General features: G+C 72.0%; 20 protein-coding genes. 5 read left to right on the top strand and 15 right to left on the bottom strand.

Annotated elements, in window-relative coordinates:
- The 5 genes from E1281_RS19970 to E1281_RS19950 all read right to left on the bottom strand — a co-directional run.
- Positions 1 to 825: L-lactate permease (locus tag E1281_RS19970; RefSeq protein WP_131880369.1), on the bottom strand; the 825-nt coding region annotated here is incomplete at its 3' end.
- Between the two features lie 106 nt (positions 826 to 931).
- Positions 932 to 3,037, bottom strand: a complete 2,106-nt coding sequence (locus tag E1281_RS19965; RefSeq protein ID WP_131880367.1) for a xanthine dehydrogenase family protein molybdopterin-binding subunit — start codon at positions 3,035 to 3,037, stop codon at positions 932 to 934.
- Entirely contained in the window at positions 3,034 to 4,011 is a 978-nt protein-coding gene (locus tag E1281_RS19960) for a xanthine dehydrogenase family protein subunit M (RefSeq protein WP_131880365.1), read from the bottom strand. The genes E1281_RS19965 and E1281_RS19960 overlap by 4 nt, the downstream gene beginning before the upstream one ends.
- On the bottom strand, positions 4,008 to 4,562 hold the full coding sequence (locus E1281_RS19955) for a 2Fe-2S iron-sulfur cluster-binding protein (protein ID WP_131880363.1): 555 nt from the start codon (positions 4,560 to 4,562) through the stop codon (positions 4,008 to 4,010). The genes E1281_RS19960 and E1281_RS19955 overlap by 4 nt, the downstream gene beginning before the upstream one ends.
- Positions 4,563 to 4,620: 58 nt before the next feature.
- Positions 4,621 to 5,007 carry a phage holin family protein gene (locus E1281_RS19950; RefSeq protein ID WP_131880361.1) on the bottom strand — a complete coding sequence of 129 codons (387 nt, stop codon included), beginning with the start codon at positions 5,005 to 5,007 and terminating at the stop codon, positions 4,621 to 4,623.
- A 128-nt stretch (positions 5,008 to 5,135) separates the two neighbouring features.
- Between E1281_RS19950 and E1281_RS19945 the strand changes: the two genes are divergently transcribed.
- Positions 5,136 to 7,283 carry a germacradienol/geosmin synthase gene (locus E1281_RS19945; RefSeq protein WP_131880359.1) on the top strand — a complete coding sequence of 716 codons (2,148 nt, stop codon included), beginning with the start codon at positions 5,136 to 5,138 and terminating at the stop codon, positions 7,281 to 7,283.
- Positions 7,284 to 7,412: 129 nt separating this feature from the next.
- Here E1281_RS19945 and E1281_RS19935 read toward each other — a convergent pair whose 3' ends face one another.
- Both E1281_RS19935 and E1281_RS19930 read right to left on the bottom strand, forming a co-directional pair.
- Positions 7,413 to 7,781: a hypothetical protein gene (locus E1281_RS19935; RefSeq protein ID WP_131880357.1), complete on the bottom strand. Its 369-nt coding sequence runs from the start codon at positions 7,779 to 7,781 to the stop codon at positions 7,413 to 7,415.
- A gap of 410 nt (positions 7,782 to 8,191) precedes the next feature.
- Positions 8,192 to 9,232 (bottom strand): LacI family DNA-binding transcriptional regulator, encoded by a 1,041-nt coding sequence (locus E1281_RS19930; protein ID WP_207943375.1) that lies wholly within the window; start codon positions 9,230 to 9,232, stop codon positions 8,192 to 8,194.
- A gap of 94 nt (positions 9,233 to 9,326) precedes the next feature.
- Between E1281_RS19930 and E1281_RS19925 the strand changes: the two genes are divergently transcribed.
- Positions 9,327 to 10,112, top strand: a complete 786-nt coding sequence (locus E1281_RS19925; RefSeq protein ID WP_131880355.1) for an aminoglycoside adenylyltransferase family protein — start codon at positions 9,327 to 9,329, stop codon at positions 10,110 to 10,112.
- Here E1281_RS19925 and E1281_RS19920 read toward each other — a convergent pair.
- Positions 10,088 to 10,993 carry a hypothetical protein gene (locus tag E1281_RS19920; protein WP_131880353.1) on the bottom strand — a complete coding sequence of 302 codons (906 nt, stop codon included), beginning with the start codon at positions 10,991 to 10,993 and terminating at the stop codon, positions 10,088 to 10,090. The genes E1281_RS19925 and E1281_RS19920 overlap by 25 nt on opposite strands.
- 90 nt (positions 10,994 to 11,083) lie before the next feature.
- Positions 11,084 to 12,148 (bottom strand): galactose-1-phosphate uridylyltransferase, encoded by a 1,065-nt coding sequence (gene galT / locus E1281_RS19915; RefSeq protein WP_131880351.1) that lies wholly within the window; start codon positions 12,146 to 12,148, stop codon positions 11,084 to 11,086.
- Between the two features lie 91 nt (positions 12,149 to 12,239).
- Between galT and E1281_RS19910 the strand changes: the two genes are divergently transcribed.
- Complete coding sequence (locus E1281_RS19910) at positions 12,240 to 13,130, top strand: LLM class flavin-dependent oxidoreductase (protein ID WP_131880349.1); 891 nt, start codon at positions 12,240 to 12,242, stop codon at positions 13,128 to 13,130.
- Here E1281_RS19910 and E1281_RS19905 read toward each other — a convergent pair.
- From E1281_RS19905 to E1281_RS19880, 6 genes are all read right to left on the bottom strand, one after another.
- Positions 13,127 to 13,360 (bottom strand): hypothetical protein, encoded by a 234-nt coding sequence (locus E1281_RS19905; RefSeq protein WP_131880347.1) that lies wholly within the window; start codon positions 13,358 to 13,360, stop codon positions 13,127 to 13,129. The two genes, E1281_RS19910 and E1281_RS19905, sit on opposite strands and share 4 nt — an antisense overlap.
- A gap of 47 nt (positions 13,361 to 13,407) precedes the next feature.
- A complete protein-coding gene (locus tag E1281_RS19900; RefSeq protein WP_131880345.1) occupies positions 13,408 to 14,556 on the bottom strand; it encodes a family 2 encapsulin nanocompartment cargo protein polyprenyl transferase in 1,149 nt (382 codons plus the stop codon).
- Between the two features lie 17 nt (positions 14,557 to 14,573).
- Positions 14,574 to 15,980, bottom strand: coding sequence for a family 2B encapsulin nanocompartment shell protein (locus E1281_RS19895; RefSeq protein ID WP_243717146.1), 1,407 nt, complete (start codon positions 15,978 to 15,980; stop codon positions 14,574 to 14,576).
- Positions 15,977 to 17,401, bottom strand: coding sequence for a family 2B encapsulin nanocompartment shell protein (locus E1281_RS19890; protein ID WP_243717145.1), 1,425 nt, complete (start codon positions 17,399 to 17,401; stop codon positions 15,977 to 15,979). The genes E1281_RS19895 and E1281_RS19890 overlap by 4 nt, the downstream gene beginning before the upstream one ends.
- A gap of 509 nt (positions 17,402 to 17,910) precedes the next feature.
- Positions 17,911 to 19,251: an MFS transporter gene (locus E1281_RS19885; RefSeq protein WP_131880343.1), complete on the bottom strand. Its 1,341-nt coding sequence runs from the start codon at positions 19,249 to 19,251 to the stop codon at positions 17,911 to 17,913.
- 137 nt (positions 19,252 to 19,388) lie between these two features.
- Positions 19,389 to 19,988: a hypothetical protein gene (locus E1281_RS19880; protein ID WP_131880341.1), complete on the bottom strand. Its 600-nt coding sequence runs from the start codon at positions 19,986 to 19,988 to the stop codon at positions 19,389 to 19,391.
- Between the two features lie 286 nt (positions 19,989 to 20,274).
- Here E1281_RS19880 and lpdA point away from each other — a divergent pair, with 286 nt between their 5' ends.
- On the top strand, positions 20,275 to 21,678 hold the full coding sequence (lpdA, locus tag E1281_RS19875; RefSeq protein WP_131880339.1) for a dihydrolipoyl dehydrogenase: 1,404 nt from the start codon (positions 20,275 to 20,277) through the stop codon (positions 21,676 to 21,678).
- Positions 21,679 to 21,897: 219 nt separating this feature from the next.
- Positions 21,898 to 22,725 (top strand): serine/threonine-protein kinase (locus tag E1281_RS42625; protein WP_279433631.1); only part of this gene is annotated, 828 nt, incomplete at its 3' end.

The raw sequence follows: 22,725 nt of genomic DNA, 5'->3' as shown, positions 1-22,725 counted from the left end.
ACGGGCGGGGGCCTCCGGACGGCGCATCCGCACGACGAGCACGACGGCGGCGGCCGAGGCCAGCGACGCCGTGACGTCGGCGAGCGGCACCGAGACGAAGTTCGCGGTGACGTACTGGGTGAGGCCGAAGGCGGCGCCGCACAGCAGCGCGACGGGCCAGGTCTCGCGGAAGCCGCGCTTCCCGTCCACGATCGCGACGAGGACGAGCGGGACGAACAGCGCGAGGATCGGGGTCTGCCGCCCGACCATGGCGCCGAGCGTGTCGCTGGACTCGCCGGTGACCTTGCCGAGCGTGAGGATCGGCGTCGCCATCGCGCCGAACGCGACCGGGGCGGTGTTGGCGGTGAGCGCGAGGACGGCGGCCTTGAGCGGCTGGAAGCCGAGCGCGATCAGCATGACGGAGGTGACCGCGACCGGCGTGCCGAATCCGGCCAGGGCCTCCAGCAGCGCCCCGAACGAGAAGGCGATCAGCACGGCCTGGAGCCGCTTGTCGTCGCTGACCTGCGCGAACGTGCGGCGCAGCACGTCGAAGTGGCCGGTCGTGACCGTGATGTTGTAGACCCACAGCGCGTTGATGACGATCCACAGGATCGGATAGAAGCCGAACGCCGCGCCCTCGGTGCCGGCCAGGAACGCCTGGTCGGCGGGCATCCCGTAGGCCCAGATCGCGACGGCGAGGGAGACGGCGAGCGCGATCAGGGAGGCGAGCCAGGCGCGCATGCGCAGGCCGCCGAGCAGAACGAACAGTACGGCCAGCGGCAGCGCCGCGACCAGGGAACTCCAGCCGAGCGAGTCGGCGACGGGATCCAGGACCTGCTGGTACACGAGATCACCTCGCGGGTTGGGAGCACCCCCCGAGCACGTGATCGATACCCGTCTCCGTGACGCTGATCACCTTGATAGTGAACTTTTCAATCAGTCAGGCCCGCGCCTACAGGTCGTGGAGGAGCTTGGCCGGGGTGATGGGAAGGTCGCGGACGCGGATGCCGGTCGCGTGGTGGACGGCGTTCCCGACGGCCGCGGCGGCGCCGACGATGCCGATCTCGCCGATGCCCTTGGAGCCCATCGGGTTCAGGTGCGGGTCGGACTCCTCCAGCCACGTCGCGTCGATGTCGCGGACGTCGGCGCAGGCCGGGACGTGGTACTGGGCGAGGTCGCGGTTGAGGAAGTCGCCGAACTCCTCGTCCATGACGCTCTCCTCCAGCAGCGCCATCCCGATCCCCATCGTCATGCCCCCGATGAACTGGGAGCGGGCGGCCATGGGGTTGATGATGCGCCCCGCCGCGAAGACGCCGAGCATGCGGCGGACGCGGACCTCGCCGGTGTCGGCGTCCACCTCGACCTCGGCGAACTGCGCGCCGAACGCGTGCCGGGCGTACTCGTCCCGCGCCTTCAGCTCCTCGCTGGTGTCCGCGGACGCTTCGAGCCCCTCGGGCGGCACCTCGCCGTTCTCCGTGTGGGGGGACGACCCCCCACGCCCCCCGGCAACCGCGCCGTTCATCTTCCCCCGCAACGCCTCGCACGCGCGGACCACGGCCGTCCCCCAGCTCGCGGTTCCGGACGACCCGCCCGCGACGGTCGCCTTGGGGAACGAGCTGTCGCCGATCTCGACCGTCACGTGGCCGAGGTCCGCCTTGAGCGTCTCGGCGGCGATCAGGGCGAGGGCGGTGCGGGCGCCGGTGCCGATGTCGGCGGCGGCGATCCGGACGGTGAACGTCCCGTCTGGTTCGGCGCGGGCGGTCGCCCGGTTCGGGGACATGTAGGCGGGATAGGTGCTCCCGGCGACGCCCATGCCGATGCGCTTGCGCCCCTCCCAGCGGGCGCCGGGCGAGGGGGCGCGCCCGGCCCAGCCGAAGCGGTCGGCGCCCTCCCGGAGGCACGCGACGAGGTTGCGGGAGCTGAACGGCAGGCCGCTTTCCGGGTCCCGGTCGGTGTCGTTGCGGATGCGCAGCTCGATGGGGTCGATGCCGGTGGCGGCGGCGAGTTCGTCCATGGCCGATTCGAGCGCGTACATGCCGGGGGTCTCGCCCGGGGCGCGCATCCACGACGGTGTGGGGACGTCCAGACGGACCAGGCGGTGTGACGTGCGGCGGTTGGGCGCCCGGTACATGACCCGGGTGGGCGTCGCCGTCTGCTCGGCGAACTCCTGGACGGTGGACGTCTGCTCGACCACGTCGTGAAGGATCGCGTTCAGATGCCCTTCGGCATCCGCGCCGAGCCTGAGCCGCTGGATCGTCGGTGTCCGGTAGCCGGTCGTCGCGAACATCTGCTGGCGCGGCACGGCGAACTTGACGGGACGTCCCGCCGCGCGTGACGCCATGGCCGCCAGGACGACGTTCGGCTTGGGCATCCCCTTGGAGCCGAACCCGCCGCCGACGTGCGGCGCCACGACCCGCACCCGCGTCTTGTCGAGACCGAAGACGCGGGCGATCGTGGATTGGACGGTCGATGAGCCCTGGGTCGAGTCGTAGAGCGTGAGGGTTCCGTCCTCGCCCCAGTCCGCGAGGGTGGTGTGCGGCTCCATCGGGTTGTTGTGCTCGGCGGGGGTCGTGTAGGTGACGTCCACGCGCACGGCCGAGTCGCCGAACCCCGCGTCCGGTTCGCCTTGCTCGGTGTCCGAGGGGAAGACGGGATTCACCGTGTCGGGCCGGTAGCGCCCCGGGGCGTCGGCGCGCAGCCGTACGTCAGGTGACTCTGAGGCGTACTCGACCTGGACGAGGCGGGCCGCCTCCCGGGCGGTCTCAAGCGTCTCGCCGACCACGGCGGCGATGAACTGGCCACGGTAGGAGACCGTCCGGGACTGGAACAGGGCCAGTTCGCCCTCTGCGTCGCCATCCAGTCGAGGGGCGTCGTCGCAAGACAGGACGGCGAGCACGCCGGGCAGCCGCAGCGCCGCCTCGGTGTCGACGGACGTGACCTCGCCACGTCCGATGCTCGCCTGCACCGCGGCCGCATAGGCGACGTTCTCGACGGGGTACTCGAACGCGTAGCGCGCCTCCCCCGTGACCTTCGCGCGGCTCTCCAGCCGTTCGGTCATGACGTGCCCTCCCACAGCTCCGACAGCGTCCGTACGATCAGGTTGCGCGCCAGCGGCACCTTGTAGGCGTTGTCGCGCAACGGCTCGGCGGCCTCCAGTTCGGCCTCGGCCGCACGCAGGAACGACTCCCGCGTCGCGGTCGCCCCGCGCAGCGCCTCCTCGGCCCGGTGAGCCCGCCACGGCTTGTGGGCGACGCCGCCCAGCGCGAGCCTGACGTCCCGGATCTCGTCTCCGTCGGTGTCCAGCGCAGCCGCCACCGAGACCAGCGCGAAGGCGAACGAGGCGCGTTCCCTGACCTTCCGGTAGCGGGACGGCATGCCGAGCGCCGGAACCTCGACCGCAGTGACAAGGTCCCCTGGATCGAGGTTGGTGTCGCGTTCTGGCTCGTTGTCGGGCAGGCGGTGGAACTCGTCCATGGGGATGGTCTTCTCGCCGTCGCGGCCTTGGACCCGGACCGAGGCATCAAGGGCCGCCAAGGCGACCGCCATGTCGGACGGGTGCGTCGCCACGCACGACTCCGAATGGCCGATGATCGCCAGGTTGTGGTGCTCGCCCTCCCGCGCGGGGCACCCGCTTCCTGGACGTCGCTTGTTGCACGGCTTGGCGGCGTCCTGGAAGTAGGAACAGCGCGTGCGTTGCAGGAGGTTGCCGCCAACGGTCGCCAGGTTGCGGATCTGTCCGGACGCGCCCGCCAGAACGGCCTGCGCCAGCATGGGATGGCCCTCACGCACCGTCCGGTCCGCGGCCAGGGCGCTGTTGCTCACGGCCGCGCCGATGAGGAGCCCGCCGTCCGGGTTCAGCTGGATCCGGTCATACGGGAGGTGCGCGACGTCCACCACCTTGGCCGGCTCTTCGACGCCGAGCCGCATCAGGTCCACCAGGTTGGTTCCGCCGCCGAGGTAGAGGGTCTCGCCGTCGTGGCGGGCCAGTGCGTCGTCCGCGCTCGTGGCGCGCTCATACGCGAAGGGCCTCATGCTTCCGCCCCCTTCCGTGCCTCTTCCGTCTCGGACGCCTCCCTCAGCGCGGCGACGATGCCCGTGTAGGCACCGCACCGGCATAGGTTGCCGCTCATCCGTTCACGTATCTCGTCGTCGTCCAGGACGGGATCGGCGCCGAGGTCCTCGGTCACCGCGCTGGGCCAGCCTTGCGCGGCTTCGTCCAGCACCGCCGTCGCGGAGCAGAGCTGACCGGGAGTGCAGTATCCGCACTGGAAGGCGTCCTTCTCGATGAACGCCTCCTGGACGGGGCTGAGCCGCCCGTCCCGCGCCAGCCCTTCGACGGTGACGATCTCGGCTCCGTCATGGGCGACGGCCAGCGCGAGGCACCCGTTCGCGCGGCGGCCGTCGAGGAGGATGGTGCACGCGCCGCACTGCCCGTGGTCGCAGCCCTTCTTCGAGCCCGTCAGCCCCAGATCCTCGCGCAGGACGTCCAGCAGGGAAGCGCGAGTGTCGACGCTGAGCCGGTGCTCCGTCCCGTTCACGACAAGGGTGATCTCGGCGCTGACCGGGGTGGCATCTGTGTACATGCCCCGCCCCTACCCCGGATCTCCGAAGTGAGTCGGACGGGCGGGCGGCCCCTCGGGCTCAGTCGTCGCCGGAGTCGTCCGGGTTGGAGAGGATCTCGACGACCTGCCGGGCCGTGTCGGTCGGCAGCGGCGACGGGAGCCCCTTCCACTTGCGGGACGCGGCCACCGCCGCGGCCCCCGCCCCGCCCCCGTACACGGCGGCGGCGACGAACGACGCGATCTCCGGCGGCAGCTTCTTCTCCAGCAGCAGCACGTTCGCCCGGTACGTCGCGGCCGTCGCGAGAACGCCGAAGGCTCCGGCGACGGCGCCCAGCCGCAGCGCCGGGATGCGCTGCCGCGCCTTGTCCAGCATCTCCTGATGCGCGGCGTCGACCACCCGCCGGGCGAGCGCGAGGTTCTGCTCCAGCGGGTCGTCGACCTCGGCGGGTTCACGCGACTCCGTCATGACCCCGGCTTACCCCCGGCGATGCGAAGGAACCAGGAGAGCAAGATGTCACCGTCGGTAACTTTGCGAGTGCTGTAGGTTGCGGACCGGACCCGACAGAGCCGGACAACCGACAGAGAGGCCGGTCGATGCAACCGTTCGAGCTGCCCGACTTCTACGTCCCGTACCCCGCCCGGCTGAACCCGCATCTGCCGAGGGCGCGGACGCACACGATGGCGTGGGCCCGCGAGATGAAGATGCTGGACGACGACCGCGATCCCGGCACCCCCGACATCTGGGACGAGCAGGCGCTGGAGGCGATGGACTACGCGCTCCTGTGCGCCTACACCCACCCCGACTGCGACGGGCCTGAACTCGACCTCATCACCGACTGGTACGTCTGGGTGTTCTACTTCGACGACCATTTCCTGGAGGTGTTCAAGAAGCCGCAGGACCAGCCGGGCGCGCGGACCTACCTCGACCGGCTGCCGCTGTTCATGTCGCTCGACCCGCCCGAACCCGTGAACGCCGTCGAGCGGGGCCTCGCCGATCTGTGGGCGCGGACCGTCCCGTCCCGGTCGGACGCCTGGCGGGCGCGCTTCTCCGAGAGCACCGACAACCTGCTGCGCGAGTCGCTGTGGGAACTGTCCAACATCAGCACCGGACGCATCCCCAACCCGGTCGAGTACATCGAGATGCGGCGCAAGGTCGGCGGCGCCCCGTGGTCGGCCGATCTGGCCGAACACGCCGCCGGGGTCGAGATCCCCGAGCGCGTCGTCGGCACCCGCCCGCTGCGCGTCCTCAAGGACACCTTCGCGGACGGCGTGCATCTGCGGAACGACATCTTCTCCTACCAGCGCGAGACCGAGTCGGAGGGCGAGGTGAACAACTCGGTCCTGGTGATGGAGCATTTCCTGGCCGTCGCGCCCCAGGTCGCCGCCGACACCGTCAACGACCTGCTGACCTCGCGGCTCCGCCAGTTCGAGAACACGGCCCTCACCGAACTGCCGCAGGTATTCGAGGACCACGCCCTGGACCCCGCCGAAAGGGCGAGCGTGGCCGCCTACGTGAAGGCCCTCCAGGACTGGCAGTCCGGCGGCCACGAATGGCACATGCGCTCCAGCCGCTACATGAACAAGAAGTCGATCGGCATGTCCGCCGCCCGGATCCCCGCCCTGCTGAGATCGGCCCGGATCAGCGTCCCGCACGTCCCGTTCCAGAGGGTGGGGCCGACGCCGCTGCCGGAGTTCGACATCCCGTACCCGCCCCGCGTCAACCCGCACCGCGAGCGGGCGGGCCGCAACGTCGTCGCCTGGGCCCGCGAGATGGGCATGTTCTCCCCGCAGCCCCGCCTGCCCGTCCCGGTCTGGACGGCCGAGACCCTCACGGGCATGGGCCTGGAGATCTGCGCCGCGTCCCTCGACCCGGACGCCGACCCCGAAGCCCTCGACCTCGCGACCCAGTGGCTCGCCTGCGGCACCTACGGCGACGACTATTTCCCCGCCGTCTTCAACCGCGACCGGGACATGGCCGGCGCGAAGCTCTTCAACGCCCGCGCCCCGGAGTTCATGCCGCTGGACTGCGGCACCACCCCCGCCCCCGAGAATCCCTTTGAAGCCGCCCTGGCCGACGTCTGGCACCGCACCGCCCTGCCCATGGACGACCGCGGCCGCCGCGAGTTCCGCGCCGCCGTGGAGCACATGGTCGAAAGCTGGCTCTGGGAGCTGAACAACCACCTCCAGTCGCGCATCCCCGACCCCGTCGACTACCTGGAGATGCGCCGCCACACGTTCGGCTCGGAGATGACGATGAGCCTCTCCCGGATCGAGCACTCCCACGAGATCCCCCCGCACGTCTTCCAGACCCGCACCCTCCGGGAGATCGACGTCTCCGCGATGGACGTCGCCTGCCTCCTGAACGACTGCTTCTCCTACCAGAAGGAGATCGAGTACGAGGGCGAACTCAACAACGGCGTCCTGGCCATCGAGAACTTCTTCGGCTGCGGCCGCGACGAGGCGCTGCCGATCGTGAACGACCTCATCACCTCCCGCCGCCGCCAGTTCGAGTACCTGGCCACCCAGGAAGTCCCGGCCCTCGCGGACGAACTGGACCTGGACGACACCGCCCGCACCGCCCTGGCGGCCTACATCGACGAACTCCGCGACTGGCTGGCCGGCATCCTCAAATGGCACCGCGAAACCGACCGCTACGACGAACGCGACGCGCTCCCCCGCGTCCCCAGACCCACCGGCCTCGGCACCTCGGCCTTCTACCTCTTCACCCGCTCAGCCCGCTGACCGCCCGCCTCGGCCGCGGTGAAGGAAAGGAGGATGGCGGCGGTGCGAGGCGGATCCTCAAGCATGGGCGAATGGCCGATGCCGGGGAGGGAGCGCCGCCTCAGGTAGTCGTCGACTTCCCGCGATGGGCTAGGCCGAGGGCTCCGTTCTTGTGGCCAGGGTGTCGAGCGCCGCGTAGGTGCCGGTTATCGCCACCAGGGCCGCCGCGGCAGGACGGGGGACGTCGCCCCGGGCCAGGTGGACCAGGCCGGCGGCCGTGTCGCAGGCGTCCACGAGCAGGCAGAGGCGGCGCCAGCGGCGGCGGGCGGCCGGATCGCTCAGGAGGTAGCCGACGCCGAGCGCCACGGCCCTGCTGCCGAAGATTCGGATCATGTATCTGAGCTCGGGCGTCTCCCTGTGGCCCATGCCCGCGAGCTTCATGTTGAGGCCCGGTGCGGCCAGGGCCAGCGTTCCCCAGACGATGCGGCCGCTCGCCGCCATTTCCATCGCGCGTTCCATGCCGCCGACCGTCCCATTGCCGGGTGGTCTGGATCGATTACCTCGGACGTAATGCGCTTCCGTCAGGCCGTCGAAGTGTCGCGGGGAACGTTGCGGTCTAGACCATTTTGCGGAAGTGGGTGGGTCGTGGGGAACATTTGCTTCGGCCGGCCCGAACAGGAGGACAACGGAAACGATGAGCAACCCTCTGGCGAATCCTCGTCGCACCAAGATCGTCGCGTGGCCCGAGCGGCGGCCGGCGGAATCGGACTCCGAGCGTCGCGCGGAGTCCGAGGCGACGGGACGCTGAACTCGCCGCGCGCTGAGCGCTCATAGATGAGGACCCGCCCGGATCTCCGGGCGGGTTCTTCGTGTGGGGGGCGGCGCGCCCGGCGGCGTCCTGGACGGAGGGACGGCGGGCGCGCCGCAGGTCAGCGGGGCGGAGCCGTGCTGGCGCGCAGCACGACCTCGCCGGGGATGTGCTCGACGCGGCGGCCGGCGGCCTCGCGGAGCACCAGGCCCATGACGCGTTCGCCCATCGCCTCGAGAGGGAGCGCGACGGTGGTGAGCGGCGGGGTGAGGTCGCGGACGATGGGGATGTCGTCGAAGCCGGCGAGCGCGATGTCGTCCGGCACGGACACGCCGTTGTCGCGGAACGCGGCGAGCGCGCCCACGGCCATCACGTCGGTGACCGCGAACACGCAGGCGGGACGGGTGGCCCGGCCCAGCAGCCCGGTCGCGGCCTCGTAGCCGCCGTCGCGGGTGAAGGCCGCCTCGACGATGTGCTCGGAGGGGACGCGGACGCCGGCGCCGGCGAGGGCGCCGAGGAACCCGTCGAGGCGGTCGGAGACGGTGGTGATGGCGCGCGGGCCGGTCAGCACGCCGAAGTCGCGGTGGCCCTGGTCGAGCAGGGCGCGGGCGAGCGCGGCGGCGCCCTCCCGGTTCTGCGGCAGCACGGCGTCGACGTCGAAGCCGCGGTGGCGGCTGAGGACGGCGACGCGGCCGCCGGTGCGCTGGTAGGGGCCGAGTTCGGCGGCCATCGCGCGTTCCCAGTCGCGGTCCTCGAAGCCGGAGCCGATGAGCAGGATCGCGCGGGCGCGCTGGGCGCGCAGCATCGCCACGTACTCGACCTCGCGCGCACGGTCGCGGAACGTGCTGGCGAGCATCACGAGCATGCCGTGCTCGGCGGCCGTGCGCATCACGCCCTGGGCGATGGCGGCGAAGTAGGGGTCGCCGACGTCGTGGCAGATCACCCCGATGGACATGCTGGACGCGCTGGCGAGCGCCCGCGCGTGCGCGTTCGGGGTGTAGTCGAGGTGGGCGGCGGCCGCGAGGACGCTGTCGCGCAGGTCGGCGCGGACCTGCGCGGTGCCGTTGAGGGCGCGGGACGCGGTGGCGAGCGACACCCCGGCCTCCCGCGCGACGTCCTGCAAGGTCACGTAGGACCGCTGTCCGTGCGCCGTTCCCGTCACCGACCGCTCCTTCGACGCCGACCCGCGCGTGGCGCTCCTCACCGTACATGAGAAAGCGCTTCCAGATGGGGCGCACTGGTAGCGTTCCGTGGCGATGACGGGGATATCGGCGGAGGTGCAGACCGAGGCCGTTCTCAGGCTGGTCGGCGACGTCCTCGGCTCCGACGCCGTGGGCGCGTACCTGCACGGCTCGGCGGCCCTCGGCGGGCTGCGGCCGCACAGCGACCTGGACGTGTTCGTCGTGGCGGACCGCCCGATGACCGGCGGCGAACGGCGGATTCTGGGTGACGGGCTGCTCGCGGTGTCACGCTACCCGGCCCGGGACGGCCTGCGTCCGGTCGAGCTGAGCGTCGTCGTGCGGTCGGCCGTGCGGCCGTGGCGCTACCCGCCGGAGCGCGAGTTCCAGTACGGCGAATGGCTCCGCGACGAGTTCGAGCGCGGGGAGGTGCCGCCTCCGGCACCGGACGCCGACCTGGCGCCGCTGATCACCATGGTCCTGCTCGCCGACCGGCCGCTGCTCGGGCCGCCGCCCGCGGACGTCCTCGATCCGGTGCCGCGCGGCGATCTCGCCAGGGCCATGACCGCGGGCGTCCCGGAACTCCTGAGCGACCTCGACACGGACACCCGCAACGTCGTCCTGACCCTGGCCCGCATCTGGTCGACGCTCGCGACCGGCGAGATCCGCTCCAAGGACGCCGCCGCGGACTGGGCGCTCGCCCGCCTGCCGGACGAGCACCGTCCCGTTCTCGCCAGAGCCCGCTCGATCTACCTCGGCGACCACGAGGAGCACTGGGACGATCTCCGCCCCCGGCTCCGCCCCCATGCCGAGTACGTCATGGCCGCCGTCGAAGGCGGCTACCGGGACAGGTCGGTCTCGTAGAGGCCCTCGTCGGTGGCCGCCAGGAGGGTTCCGTCCGGGGCCAGGGCCAGGTCGTTGACGGAGGCCGGGATCTTGACGCGGTGGGACGGGGCGGGGTTCGCGGCGTCCCAGGCCAGGACGGTGGACGGGTCGTCCCGCACGACGGCGGCGACGAGGAGGCGGCCGCCGGCGAGGTTCGCCGCGAGCTGGTCGCAGGGCGGTGCCGACAGCTCGGCGAGCCGTTCGCCGTCGATGCCGTGGACGCTCAGGGCCGACGACGCCGGCTGGACGAGGACCAGCCCGTCCGGGGTGGGGGCCAATACCGCGTAGGCGGGCGGGAAGGCGGTGATCTCCTCGCCGCGTTCCACGTCCAGGAGGCTGAGCCCGGAGTCGCCGGGCAGGCCGATGAGGGAGCCGGTCGCGGGGGTGGCGTGCAGGAGCCAGCGGTCGATGGCGGTCCGGTGGCCGAGCCACAGGGTGAACTCGGTCAGGCGGTCGCCGGTGCGGGCGTCCCAGACGGCGACCTCGGCGTCGCTCGCGGGGCCGGAGACGGTGACGACGGCGGCGCGGCCGGAGTGGACGGCCAGACCGAGGAGTTCGGGCTGCCCGTCCAGAGACAGCTCGCGGCCCGTCCCCAGGTCGAGGACATGGACCCGGTCGCGGTGCGTCCAGGCCACGATCGGGGAACCGGCGGGGACGCCGAAGGCCCACTCGGCGCGTTCGGCGGGGACGCCGACGATCGGCGGGCCGATGAGGACGCCCGCCGTCACGTCCCAGGTCTGGCCGACGTCCACGCCGGCCATGGCCTGGGTGGTGAAGGCCAGCGGCGGCCCTTCGGCGGTGGCGGCGACGCCGTCGAACGATCCCTGCGCCAGCAGGATCGCCGACACGCTTTCCGGCATGCGAGGGAGAGTAGGCCACCCGGCTGAGATCGTTCCACGGAGTCGCGGAAACTCGGCCGGGGTGTGACGGAACCTCGGCCCGCGCCGCTGTCAGGGACCCGGCACCGTGCGGCGGGTGACGGCGCGGAGGCGGGCGGCGATGTCCTCCGGGGGGACGTCGTTGATCCAGGCGGCCATGCCCGACTCCGAGCCCGCCAGGTACTTGATCTTGTCGGGGGCGCGGCGGACGGAGAACAGCTCCAGATGCAGGCGGACGAGGTCGCGCCCCTCGCCCGCCGGAGCCTGGTGCCAGCCGGCGACGTACGGGAGCGGGGCGCCGTAGAGGTCGTCGAAGCGGCGGAGCAGGTCGCCGTAGAGGGCGGCCAGCTCGTCGCGCTCCACGGCGTCCAGGGCGGCGAGGTCGGGGACGTGGCGGTGCGGCATGAGGTGCACTTCGACCGGCCAGCGGGCCGCGGCGGGCACGTAGGCCGTCCAGTGCTCGCCGGAGACGACGACGCGCCCGCCCGCGCGTTCGGCCCGCAGGACGTCGCCGAAGAGGTCGCGCCCCGCCGCCTGGGCGAGCATGCGCGCGGTGCGCGGCGTGACGAACGGGTACGCGTAGATCTGCCCGTGCGGGTGGTGCAGGGTCACGCCGATCTCGACGCCCCGGTTCTCGAACACGAAGACCTGCCGGACGCCGGGTATCGCGGAGAGCTCGGCGGTGCGGTCCGCCCACGCGTCGACGACGGTGCGGACGCGGGAGACGGGCAGGTTCGCCATCGACGCGGCGTGGTCGTCGGTGAAGCACACGACCTCGCAGCGCCCGTCCCCGCGGGCCCGTTCCACGCCGTCGATCATGGGCGGGACCGGCGGGGTGCGGGCGTCGAACGACGGGAACCGGTTCTCGAACACCGCGACGTCGTACGACGGGTCCGGGACCTCCGAGGCCGGCCCGCCCGGACACAGCGGGCACTGGTCGGCGGGCGGCAGGAACGTCCGCGCGTTGCGGTGCGCGGTGATCGTGACGTGGTCGCCGGTGAGCGGGTCTCGGCGCACCTCGCAGACGGGCTCGACCGGCGGGAGCCCGCGCGGGTCGGGGACGGGCACACGGCCCGGCGCCTCGTCGTAGTAGACGATCTCGCGGCCATCCGACAGCCGTGCCCGTGTCCTGTACATCTCGGCGAAGCCTACAGCGGAGGGCATGCACGCCCGCGGCAGGCGCTCTCCCGGGGGGGAACAAGGCCGCACGGCCCGAGGTTCTCGGGGCATGGGCGACTACGGCAGGCCACTCGAATTCGGATACTTCCTCGTCCCGAACACCGGCGATCCCCTTCTGGAGACGGCACGCGCCGCCGACCGCGCGGGACTCGACCTGATCGGCGTGCAGGACCACCCGTACCAGCGCCGATACGTCGACACCTGGACGCTGCTGAGCATGATCGCGGCCGTCACCGAGCGGGTGCGCGTGTTCCCCGACGTCGCGAACCTGCCGCTGCGTCCCCCGGCGGTGCTGGCCAAGGCCGCCGCGAGCCTGGACGTGCTGAGCGGCGGCCGCGCCGAGCTGGGCCTCGGCGCGGGCGGCTTCTCCGAGGCGATCGAGGCGTTCGGCGGTCCGGCCCGGAGCCGCCCGGAGGCCGCCGGCGCCCTGGAGGAGGCCGTGTCCGTCATCCGGAAGGTGTGGAGCGGCGAGCGGAACCTGCGTTTCGACGGCGACCACTACCGGCTCAAGGGCGCCAAGGCCGGGCCCGTCCCGGCGCACCGCATGGAGCTGTGGCTCGGCGTCGGCGGCCCGCGCGGCCTCGCGCTGACGGGGCGTTCGGCCGACGGCTGGCTCCCGTCCTCGGCCTGGGCCGCCCCCGAGCGCCTGCCCGGCCTGCACGCCCGCATCGACGAGGCCGCCGCCGGCGCCGGACGCGACCCGGCGGACGTCCGCCGCCTCTACAACGTCGGCGGCACGATCACCGACGGCGCGTCGGAGGGCTTCCTGCACGGCCCGCCGTCCCAGTGGACGGACGAGCTCACCGACCTCGCCGTCGGCTCCGGGATGGACACGTTCGTCCTCTGGGCGGAGGGCGATCAGGAGACCCAGATCAAACGGTTCGCCGAGGAGGTCGCGCCGGCCGTCCGCGAGCAGGTGGCCCGGGAACGCGGACGCTAGGGCCATCGGTAGGCGGCGTCCCCGGCCGGGACGTGGTACGGCAGGTAGCACTTGGTCGTGACGTGCTCGTCCTTGCAGTCGAGGCACAGGTAGGTCCGGTGCCCGCGCAGGCCGCGCCCCCGCGCGTCGCAGGGCGGGCAGACGCAGGGCGACCAGCCGACGATGACCCGCCCTCCGTCCAGCCGGTGCCCGGCGGGGCACACGAACGGCACATGCTCACGAGTCTGCACGAGCCACCACCATACTCGAACATACTGTCGAGCGGCAGGCCGCCTCGTCAGTGGTTCCGGTGGGTGATGAGGTGGGCGAGGGCGCGCAGCTCGGTGGCGGTGGCGGGATGCGGGGCCGCGGCGTCCAGGGCGGTGACGGCCTCGGTCAGGAGGGTGGCGGCATGGGTGGCGGCCCAGGCGCGGCCGCCCGCGGCGTCGATGAGGCCGGCGGCGCGGGACGCGTCGGCGGCGCGCAGGGGTTCGTCGCGCAGGTAGAGCGCGGCGAGTTCGTCACCGGCGCGGGTGCCGGAGGTGAGCGCGGCGACGACCGGCAGCGACTTCTTGCGGCTGTGCAGGTCGGAATGGACGGGCTTGCCGGTGACCTCCGGGTCGCCCCAGATGCCCAGCAGGTCGTCCACGAGCTGGAACGCCAGGCCGAGCCGGCCGCCGAAGGCGCGGAGGCTCTCGCCCTGGGCGGTGGTCCCGCCTCCGGAGGCGGCGCCCAGCGCGCAGGCGGCGCCCAGCAGCGCGCCGGTCTTGCGGCCCGCCATCGTCAGGCACTCGTCGAGCGTCACGTCGGCGCGCTCCTCGAAGGCGAGGTCGGCGCTCTGCCCGGCGACCAGGTCGAGAACGGCCCGGCCGAGGGTCCGGACGGCGCGGGCGACCACCGGGGACGGCTCGTCCGCCAGCGTCTCGAAGGCGGCGGCCAGCAGGGCGTCCCCGGTCAGGATCGCGGCGTTGGCGCCGAAGACGGTCCAGGCGGTCGGGCGGTGCCTGCGGGTGAGGTCGCCGTCCATCACGTCGTCGTGCAGCAGCGAGAAGTTGTGCGCCAGCTCGACCGCGACGGCGGCGGGCAGCGCGGCGGCGGCCGTCCCGCCGACCGCCTCGGCCGCCAGCAGCGTCATCGCGGGACGGATCGCCTTGCCGCCCGCGCCGCCGGCCGGCCCGCCCCGCTCGTCGCGCCAGCCGAAGTGGAACGCGGCGATGTCGCGCGCCGGACCCGGCAGGCTCTCGACCGCGTCCCGGAGAGCGGGGTCGAGCAGGCGGCGGCTCCAGCCGAGGACCTCGGCCGCCGGGCGGGCGCGGTCGGGGCGGGCGCTCTCACGGTCGCCCCCGGGACGGGCACGGGCGGCGCGGGCACCGCCCGGCCGGGGTTCTCCCGGCTCCGGGCGGTGGCCGCAGCTCAGCACCGCCGGGTCGTCTCCCCAGACGGGCATGTCGTCCCCTCTCTCATCTAGCGGGCGATCTCCACGTTCTCCAGGACGCCGAGGGCGTCCGGGACCAGTACGGCGGCCGAGAAGTAGGCGCTGACCAGGTAGGTCATGATCGCCCGCTCGTCGATTCCGGTGAACCGGACCGACAGGCCCGGACGGACCTCGCCCGGCATCCCGGTCCGGTGCAGGCCGATGACGCCCTGGTCGTCCTCGCCGGTCCGCAGCACGAGGATCGAGGTGGTTCCGGACGGGCTGACCGGGATCTTGTCGCAGGGGTAGATCGGGACGCCGCGCCATGCTTGGACGCGATGGCCGTCGATCTCCACACCGCCCGGGTACACGCCGCGGCGGGTGCATTCGCGGCCGAACGCGGCGATCGCTCTCGGGTGGGCGAGGAACATCCGCGACTTGCGGCGCCGCGCCAGCAGCTCGTCCAGGTCGGCGGGGGTGGGCGGGCCGCCGCGGGTCTGGACGCGCTGCCGCAGGTCGGCGTTGTGCAGCAGCCCGAAATCCCGGTTGTTGATCAGTTCGTGCTCCTGGCGCTCGCGCAGCGCCTCGACGGTGAGCCTGAGCTGCTGCTCGACCTGGTTCATCGGCCCGTTGTAGATGTCGGCGACGCGGGAGTGGACGCGCAGGAGCGTCTGGGCGACGCTCAGCTCGTACTCGCGGGGCGATGCCTCGTAGTCGGCGAACGTGCCGGGCAGCGAGGGTTCGCCGTCGTGCCCGGACGCCACCTCGATCTCCGCCTCACCGTGCCTGGTCTGCGGCGGGACGGGGGCGTCCCGGTACTCCTCCAGATGGGTGCGCAGGGCATCGTACCGGCCGGTCAGCTCGTCGATCGCCTCCCGGGAGAGCGTCAGGACGGTGGTCGGGGTGAGGGTGCGGAACGTGTACGGCCATTCCTCGTCCGTCCCGAGGAGCGCCCGGTCGCCGAAGAACCCGCCGTCGCCGAGGATGGCGGTCTCGGCGACGGTGCCGTACTCGCCCGGCCGGATCTCGGCCACCTTGCCGTGCGCGATCAGGTGGACGGCGTCCAGCGGGCGGCCCGCCTCCGCGATGGTCTCGCCGGGGTCGTACTCGCGCTGCTCGAACCGTCCGGCGAGGACGTCCAGGACACCCGGCGCGGAACCCCCGCCGGAGCCCGCGCCGGACAGCCCCCGCAGCGGCGGCAGCTCGGCCAGCTCCGGCGGGATCACCCGCACCTCGGCGCCGGTGTTGACGAACGTCACCAGCCCGTCGCCGAGCCGGTAGGCGAGCCGGCGGTTCACCCGGTACGTGCCGGCGTCCGCCCGCACCCACGGCAGCCGCCGGAGCAGCCACCGGGGGGTGATGCCCCGCATCTGCGGGACGGACTTGGTCGTAGTCGCGAGGTTGCGGGCCGCCCGTGTCCCGAGGGCCCGCGCACTCGCCGTCTCCTGCCGCGTCACGCGCCGGCACCGCCGTGGGCGATCTCGACGGACTCCAGCATCCCGAGCGCGTCGGGGACGAGGACGGCGGCCGAGTAGTAGGCGCTGACCAGGTAGGAGATGAGCGCCTTCTCGTCGATGCCCATGTACCGGACGGACAGGCCCGGCTGGTACTCGTCCGGCAGCCCGACCTGGTGGAGCCCGATGACGCCCTGCGACTCCTCGCCGGTGCGCATCAGGAGGATCGAGCTGGTCTTCGTCCTGCTGAGCGGGATCTTGTTGCACGGGAAGATCGGCACGCCGCGCCAGGCGGGGACCTTGTTGCCGCCGACGTCGACGCTGTCGGGGTAGACGCCGCGGGCGCTGCACTCGCGGCCGAACGCGGCGATCGCCTTGGGGTGGGCGAGGAAGAACGCGGGGTCCTTCCAGACGAGGGTGAGCAGGTCGTCCATGTCGTCGGGGGTGGGCGGGCCGCCGCGCGTGTGGATGCGCTGCGACAGGTCGGCGTTGTGCAGCAGCCCGAACTCCCGGTTGTTGATCAGCTCGTTCTCCTGGCGCTCGCGCAGCGCCTCGATGGTCAGCCGGAGCTGCTGCTCCACCTGGTCCATCGGCTCGTTGTAGAGGTCGGCGACGCGGGTGTGGACGCGCAGCACGGTCTGCGCGACGCTCAGCTCGTACTCGCGCGGGGAGCCCTCGTAGTCGACGAACGTGCCCGGTAGGAGGTGCTCGCCGGCGTGCCCGGCGGCGACCTCGATCGCCGCCTCGCCGTGCTCGTTGCGCGACTCCTCGGGGCTGGTCCGGTACGCGTCGAGGTGCGCCTGCAGGGACGCGGACTGGCCGAGCGTCTCCTGGAAGTCGGTCTCGCTCATGCTGAGGATCGTGCAGGCGGTCACGGCCTTGACCGTGTACTCCCACTCCTGCGGATCCTCGCCCTCCTCGGTGCCGAGCAGGGCCCGCTCGCCGAAGAAGTCGCCGTCGGCGAGCGTCCCGAGCACGGCCTCGGCGCCGTACTCGCCGGCGCCGATCCTGCTGAGCTTGCCGTGCGCGACGAGGATGACGCGGTCGACGGGACGGCCCCGCTCGACGACGACGTCGCCGGGCTCGTACTCCTGCTGGGTGAACCGCCCCGCGATGGCGTCCAGCGTGAGGTCGTCGTCGTAGCCGCGCAGCGGCGGCAGCTCTCCCAGCTCGCGCGGGATGACGCGCACGTCGGCGCCGGTGGTCACGAACGTCACCCGCCCGTCGCCGAGCGTGTAGGTGAGCCGCCGGTTGACGCGGTACGCGCCGCCGGCCGCCTGGACCCAGGGCAGCAGCTTCAGCAGCCATCGCGAGGTGATGCCCTGCATCTGGGGGACGGACTTGGTCGTCGTCGCGAGGTTCCGTGCCGCCGCGGTGCCGAGGCTCAACTGCCGCTGTTCGCTCTGTTCCTGCTGTTCGGTCACGTCTGCACCACCGATTCGTCGCGGGTCTGTCAGGGAGCGGCCGTGTTCGACCACGAGCGAAGCTACAGACGGTAATCGCTTGACCGCAACCAGCCATGACCCTCACCTCCCGTTGACCGCGGGGCCACACAAGTCGCACCGGTCCGTGACGGCCGGCAGAGTTCGCGCGGGCGGGGAGCGACGCCCGTCCCGCAAGCCGACCCCTCCCCCGGCGACGACCAGGGGCCTTTACCTTCGGTAGAGGTTTACGTGCAGGTCAGCGCCCCGCACGTGGGGGAAATCACCCGTTGTTGGGGCGGGGTCGAGGAAAGGTTGACCGCATCCTGGTGTTACGACGAGCGAGCATCGGACCTGGTTCAGGACGGGTCCGGCGAACCCGGAGGGAGGCTCCAGTGACCGCAGTCTGGACAGCACTGGTGATCGAGACCGTCACCGCACTGGTGATCGCGGCGTCGCTGGCGGCATGGTCCCGCCGGTACTTCGCCGGCCGCTGAGGCGTCTCGCCGCCGCTACCCGGCCCCGGAGCCCGCCGGTTCCGGGGCCTGCTTCTCCCCGGCCACCTCGATCGGCACCCCGGCCGTCTCCCGGAGCTTGAGGATCGGGACCAGCGCCACCAGCGCGGCCAGCATGATGTAGAAGGCCGGGATGTAGTTCGACCCCGTCACGTCGATCAGCGAGCCGATCAGCACGGCCGCCGTCCCGCCGAACAGCGACGTCGAGATGTTGTAGCCGATCGCGAACGCGCCGTACCGGACCCTGGTCGGGAACATCGCCGGGAACGTCGCCGCGATCACCGCGAGGATCAGCACCAGCAGGCCGCCGATGATCGCGTAGCCGCCCGCCACGCCGAGCGGGTGGTCGGTCTGCATGAGCGCGAACGCCGGCCACGCGAGCAGGACGTAGCCGACCGCCGCCGTGACCAGCAGCGGCTTGCGGCCGATCCGGTCCGACAGCGCGCCCAGCGGGACGATCACCGTGATCATCGCGGCCTGCACCCCGATGGTGATGAACTGCGAGGTCTCGGCGTCCATGTCCAGGTAGTCGACGAGGTAGGACGGCATGAACGTCAGCAGCGTGTAGTCCGCCACGTTCAGCAGGAACACGATCCCCATCAGCATCAGGATGACGCGCCAGTAGTGCGCCAGGGTGTCCTTCAGCGGCGACTGGGACTTCTTGCCCTCCGCCTCCATGTGCTGGAACGTCGGGGTGTCCTCGATGCGCGTCCGGACGTAGAGGCCGACGAGGCCGAGCGGCAGCGCGATCAGGAACGGGATGCGCCAGCCCCAGCCGTGCATCGTCTCGTCGCTGAGCAGCAGGTCCATGGTCAGGACCAGGCCCGACCCCATGATGTAGCCGGACAGCGTGCCGAGTTCCAGGAAGCTGCCGAAGAACCCGCGCCGCTTCGTGGGCGCGTACTCGGCGATCATCGTGGCGGCGCCGCCGTACTCGCCGCCCGTGGAGAAGCCCTGCACGAGCCGGACGGCGAGCAGCGCCAGCGGCGCGAGCATCCCGATCTCGTCGTAGCCGGGCAGGACCCCGATCATGAACGTGGAGCCGGACATCAGCAGGATCGTGGTGGCCAGCACCCGCTTGCGGCCGAGCTTGTCGCCCATCGGCCCGAAGAACAGCCCGCCGAACGGGCGGGCGAGGAAGGCCGCCGCGATCAGCGCGAACGAGCGCAGCGTCGCCCCGTCCTCGCCGCCCGGGAAGAACACGCTGCCGATGATCATCGTCATGACCCCGGCGCTGAACACCCCGAAGTCGAACCACTCGATGCAGTTCCCTATCGCGGAGGCGATGACGGCCTTGCGGACGGCCTGGGGATCGCTCTCCCGCTTCGACAGGTCCACGCCGGAACCGTCTCCGGCCCGTCCCGGGCCGTCCCCGGGGTCTGCGTTCGTCGGCGTTCCCACGGGCTCGATCTGCCCGAAGATCGGTGAAGATAACTCCGTTCAGCGGCTTGCGATCACTTAGCGGAAGGGGGCGTTCACGCTCGCCGGGAGTTCTTCGCCGTGTCCTCGTCGTCCTCGCCGAAGAGGCCGTCCGGCAGCTCGGTGAGGACGGTGGTGCGCTGCGGATCGTCGTCGCGGGGCTCCTCGGCCCGGCCCTCGGAGCCGGCGCCGTCGCGCGTCTCCTCCTCGGCCTCGCCGACCTCGTCGGGCAGCTCGTCCGTGGTCTGCGGATCGCCGTCGAGCAGTTCGTCGAGGGTGACGGTGCCCTGCGCCTCCCCGTCCCCGTGGTCGAGCAGGTCGTCCTCCGGGATGGAGACGAGGGCCTGGGTCTCCTGCGCCTCCCGGGTGATCACGCCGCTGGCGAGGACGGTGTTGCGGTGCCGCAGCGCGCCGTTCTCGCGCAGCAGGTTGTCCGACTCGGCGCGGGCGCGGGCCACGCGGCGGCTCGACCGCACGTGCACGGTGAAACCCCCTGCCGCGGCCCCCAGGAGGAAGGCGGCCAGGGGCAGGCCCACCGAGGACGGAGCGAGCATCGCGACCAGCGCGACCACGACCAGCGCGACGACCACCCCGAGCGCGAGATAGTGCTGCTCCATCCAGTCGAGGACGGTGTTGACGCGCTTCGGAATCCGCACTCCTCTTCTCCTCCACTCGGCTCAGGACGGGATCAACGATCAGGTCGGGGCACGATGTTCCATCGCTGTTCCAGGGTCTCCACCGGGCACCGCGGGCCGGGGCAAGAGGGGCCCGCGCGGTTCCCGCGCCGCCCCGCCTCCCGGGATCACTCACCGACGGGAGGTTCCTCAAACACTAACAGGACGTGTCATCCGCCTCGCGGGAGGCGCCCTGCGGGAGGCGTCCCGCCCCAGAGGCCCGCGCCGGGATGCGAGCAGTACCCGGCGGCGAATATCGTCCTTGGATATGAGCGAACACTTTGACGTCGTGGTCCTGGGCGCGGGCCCGGGTGGATATGTCGCCGCGATCCGGTCGGCACAGCTCGGGCTGAAGACGGCGATCATCGAGGAGAGGTACTGGGGCGGCGTCTGCCTCAACGTCGGCTGCATCCCCTCGAAGGCGCTGCTGCGCAACGCCGAACTGGCGCACATCTTCACCCAGGAGCAGAAGACCTTCGGCATCAACGTCGAGGGGCGGGTCTCGTTCGACTACGGCGTCGCCCACCAGCGCAGCCGCCAGGTATCGGACAAGCTCGTCAAGGGCGTCCAGTTCCTGATGAAGAAGAACAAGATCACGTCCTACGAGGGGCGGGGCGCCTTCACCGACCCGAACACCCTGCAGGTCACCCGGTCGGACGGCTCCAGCGAGACGGTCACGTTCGGCAACTGCATCATCGCGTCCGGCGCGCACACCAAGCTGCTGCCGGGCACCTCCCTCTCCGAGCGCGTCGTCACCTACGAGGAGCAGATCCTCAGCTCCGAGCTGCCCGAGAGCATCGTCATCGCGGGCGCGGGCGCGATCGGCGTCGAGTTCGCCTACATCCTGCACAACTACGGGGTGAAGGTCACGATCGTCGAGTTCCTCGACCGGATGGTCCCGAACGAGGACGCCGACGTGTCCAAGGAGCTGGCCAAGCGGTACCGCAAGCTCGGCGTGGACGTGCTGACCTCCACCCGCGTGGACGCGATCGACGACTCCGGCGCCAAGGTGAAGGTCACGGTCACCGGCAAGGACGGCGCCCAGCAGGTCATCGAGGCCGACAAGGTGCTCCAGGCGATCGGCTTCCAGCCCAACGTCGAGGGCTACGGCCTGGAGAAGACCGGCGTCCAGCTCACCGAGCGCGGCGCCATCGACGTGGACGGCCGCTGCCGCACGTCCGTCCCGCACATCTACGCCATCGGCGACGTCACCGCCAAGCTGATGCTCGCCCACGCCGCCGAGGCGATGGGCATCGTCGCCGCCGAGACCATCGCGGACGCCGAGACGATGGAACTCGAATACATCATGATCCCCCGCGCCACCTACTGCCAGCCGCAGGTCGCGAGCTTCGGCTGGACGGAGGCGCAGGCGAAGGAGCAGGGCTTCGACGTCAAGACCGCCAAGTTCCCCTACAGCGCCAACGGCAAGGCCCTCGGCATGGGCGAGGGCGACGGCTTCGTCAAGGTGATCAGCGACGCCAAGTACGGCGAGATCCTGGGCGCCCACATGATCGGCCCGGAGGTCACCGAACTCCTCCCCGAACTCACCCTGGCCCAGCAGTGGGACCTGACCGTGAACGAGGTCGCCCGCAACGTCCACGCCCACCCCACCCTGGGCGAGGCGATGAAGGAGGCCGTCCACGGCCTCTCCGGCCACATGATCAACATGTGACACCCCCGCGTGTTCGCCCTCCTCCCGGGAGGGCGAACACGCTCGGCTCCCGCTCGGCGGCGGAAGCACCCGGCGCTTGCCCGTGCGGCCGGATGGCCGTGTACCGGGCGGATGCGGCGGTTTCCTGAGATGATCTGACCGAGTATTGGTCCAGATCCTCTGCCGCGGATTGGTGTCGATGCAGCCGTTGCGTTCCACGGATCCGACAAGGGTCGGTCGATGCGTTCTCTCCGCCCGGCTCGGCGCGGGCGGGATGGGCGAGGTGTTCTACGGTCGTTCGCCGGGCGGGCGTCCCGTCGCGGTGAAGGTGATCCACCCCGCCTATGCCGCGGACCCGGAGTTCAGGAGCCGCTTCAGGCGCGAAGTGGAGGCCAACCGGCGGGTCGCCGGGGTCCACACCGCGCCGGTGGTCGACGCGGACGCCGACGCCGATCCGCCGTGGATGGTCACCGGGTACGTTCCCGGGCCCTCGCTGGCGCACGTCCTCGCCGAGCGGGGGATGCTTCCCCCGCCCACGGTGCGGGCACTGGGCGCGCGGGGCTGGCCGAGGCGCTGGAGGCCATCCACGACGCCGGGATGGTGCACCGCGACCTCAAGCCGTCCAACATCCTGCTCGCCGAGGACGGGCCGCGGGTCATCGACTTCGGGATCGCCCGCGCGGCCGACGCCTCCGGCGTCACCCAGCGGGCCGGGACGCCCGGATTCATGGCGCCCGAGATACTGACCGGCGGTCAACCGCCGAGCGCGGCCGGGGACGTGTTCGCCCTCGGGATGGTCCTGGCCCACGCGTCCGGGACCAAGCCCTTCGGCGACGGGCCCGCCGAGGCGCTGGCGTTCCGGATCGTCAACCAGGAACCCGAACTCTCCGGCCTCGATCCCGAGTTGCGCGGCCTGGTGGCCGGCTGCCTGGCCAAGGATCCGGCCGACCGGCCGTCGCCCCGGCACCTCCTGGACGCCCTGGCCGCTCCCGCGGACGAGCCCCACTGGCTGCCCCCGGACGTCCACACGCTCGTCGAGGAGGCCCGGCCGTCGACTCCGCCTCCCGCC

It is taken from the genome of Actinomadura sp. KC345 (assembly GCF_004348515.1).
In the GTDB taxonomy this organism is placed as follows: Bacteria; Actinomycetota; Actinomycetes; order Streptosporangiales; family Streptosporangiaceae; genus Spirillospora.
Note: the sequence above shows the minus strand (reverse complement) of the source record. Positions and strands in the feature narration are given on the sequence as shown.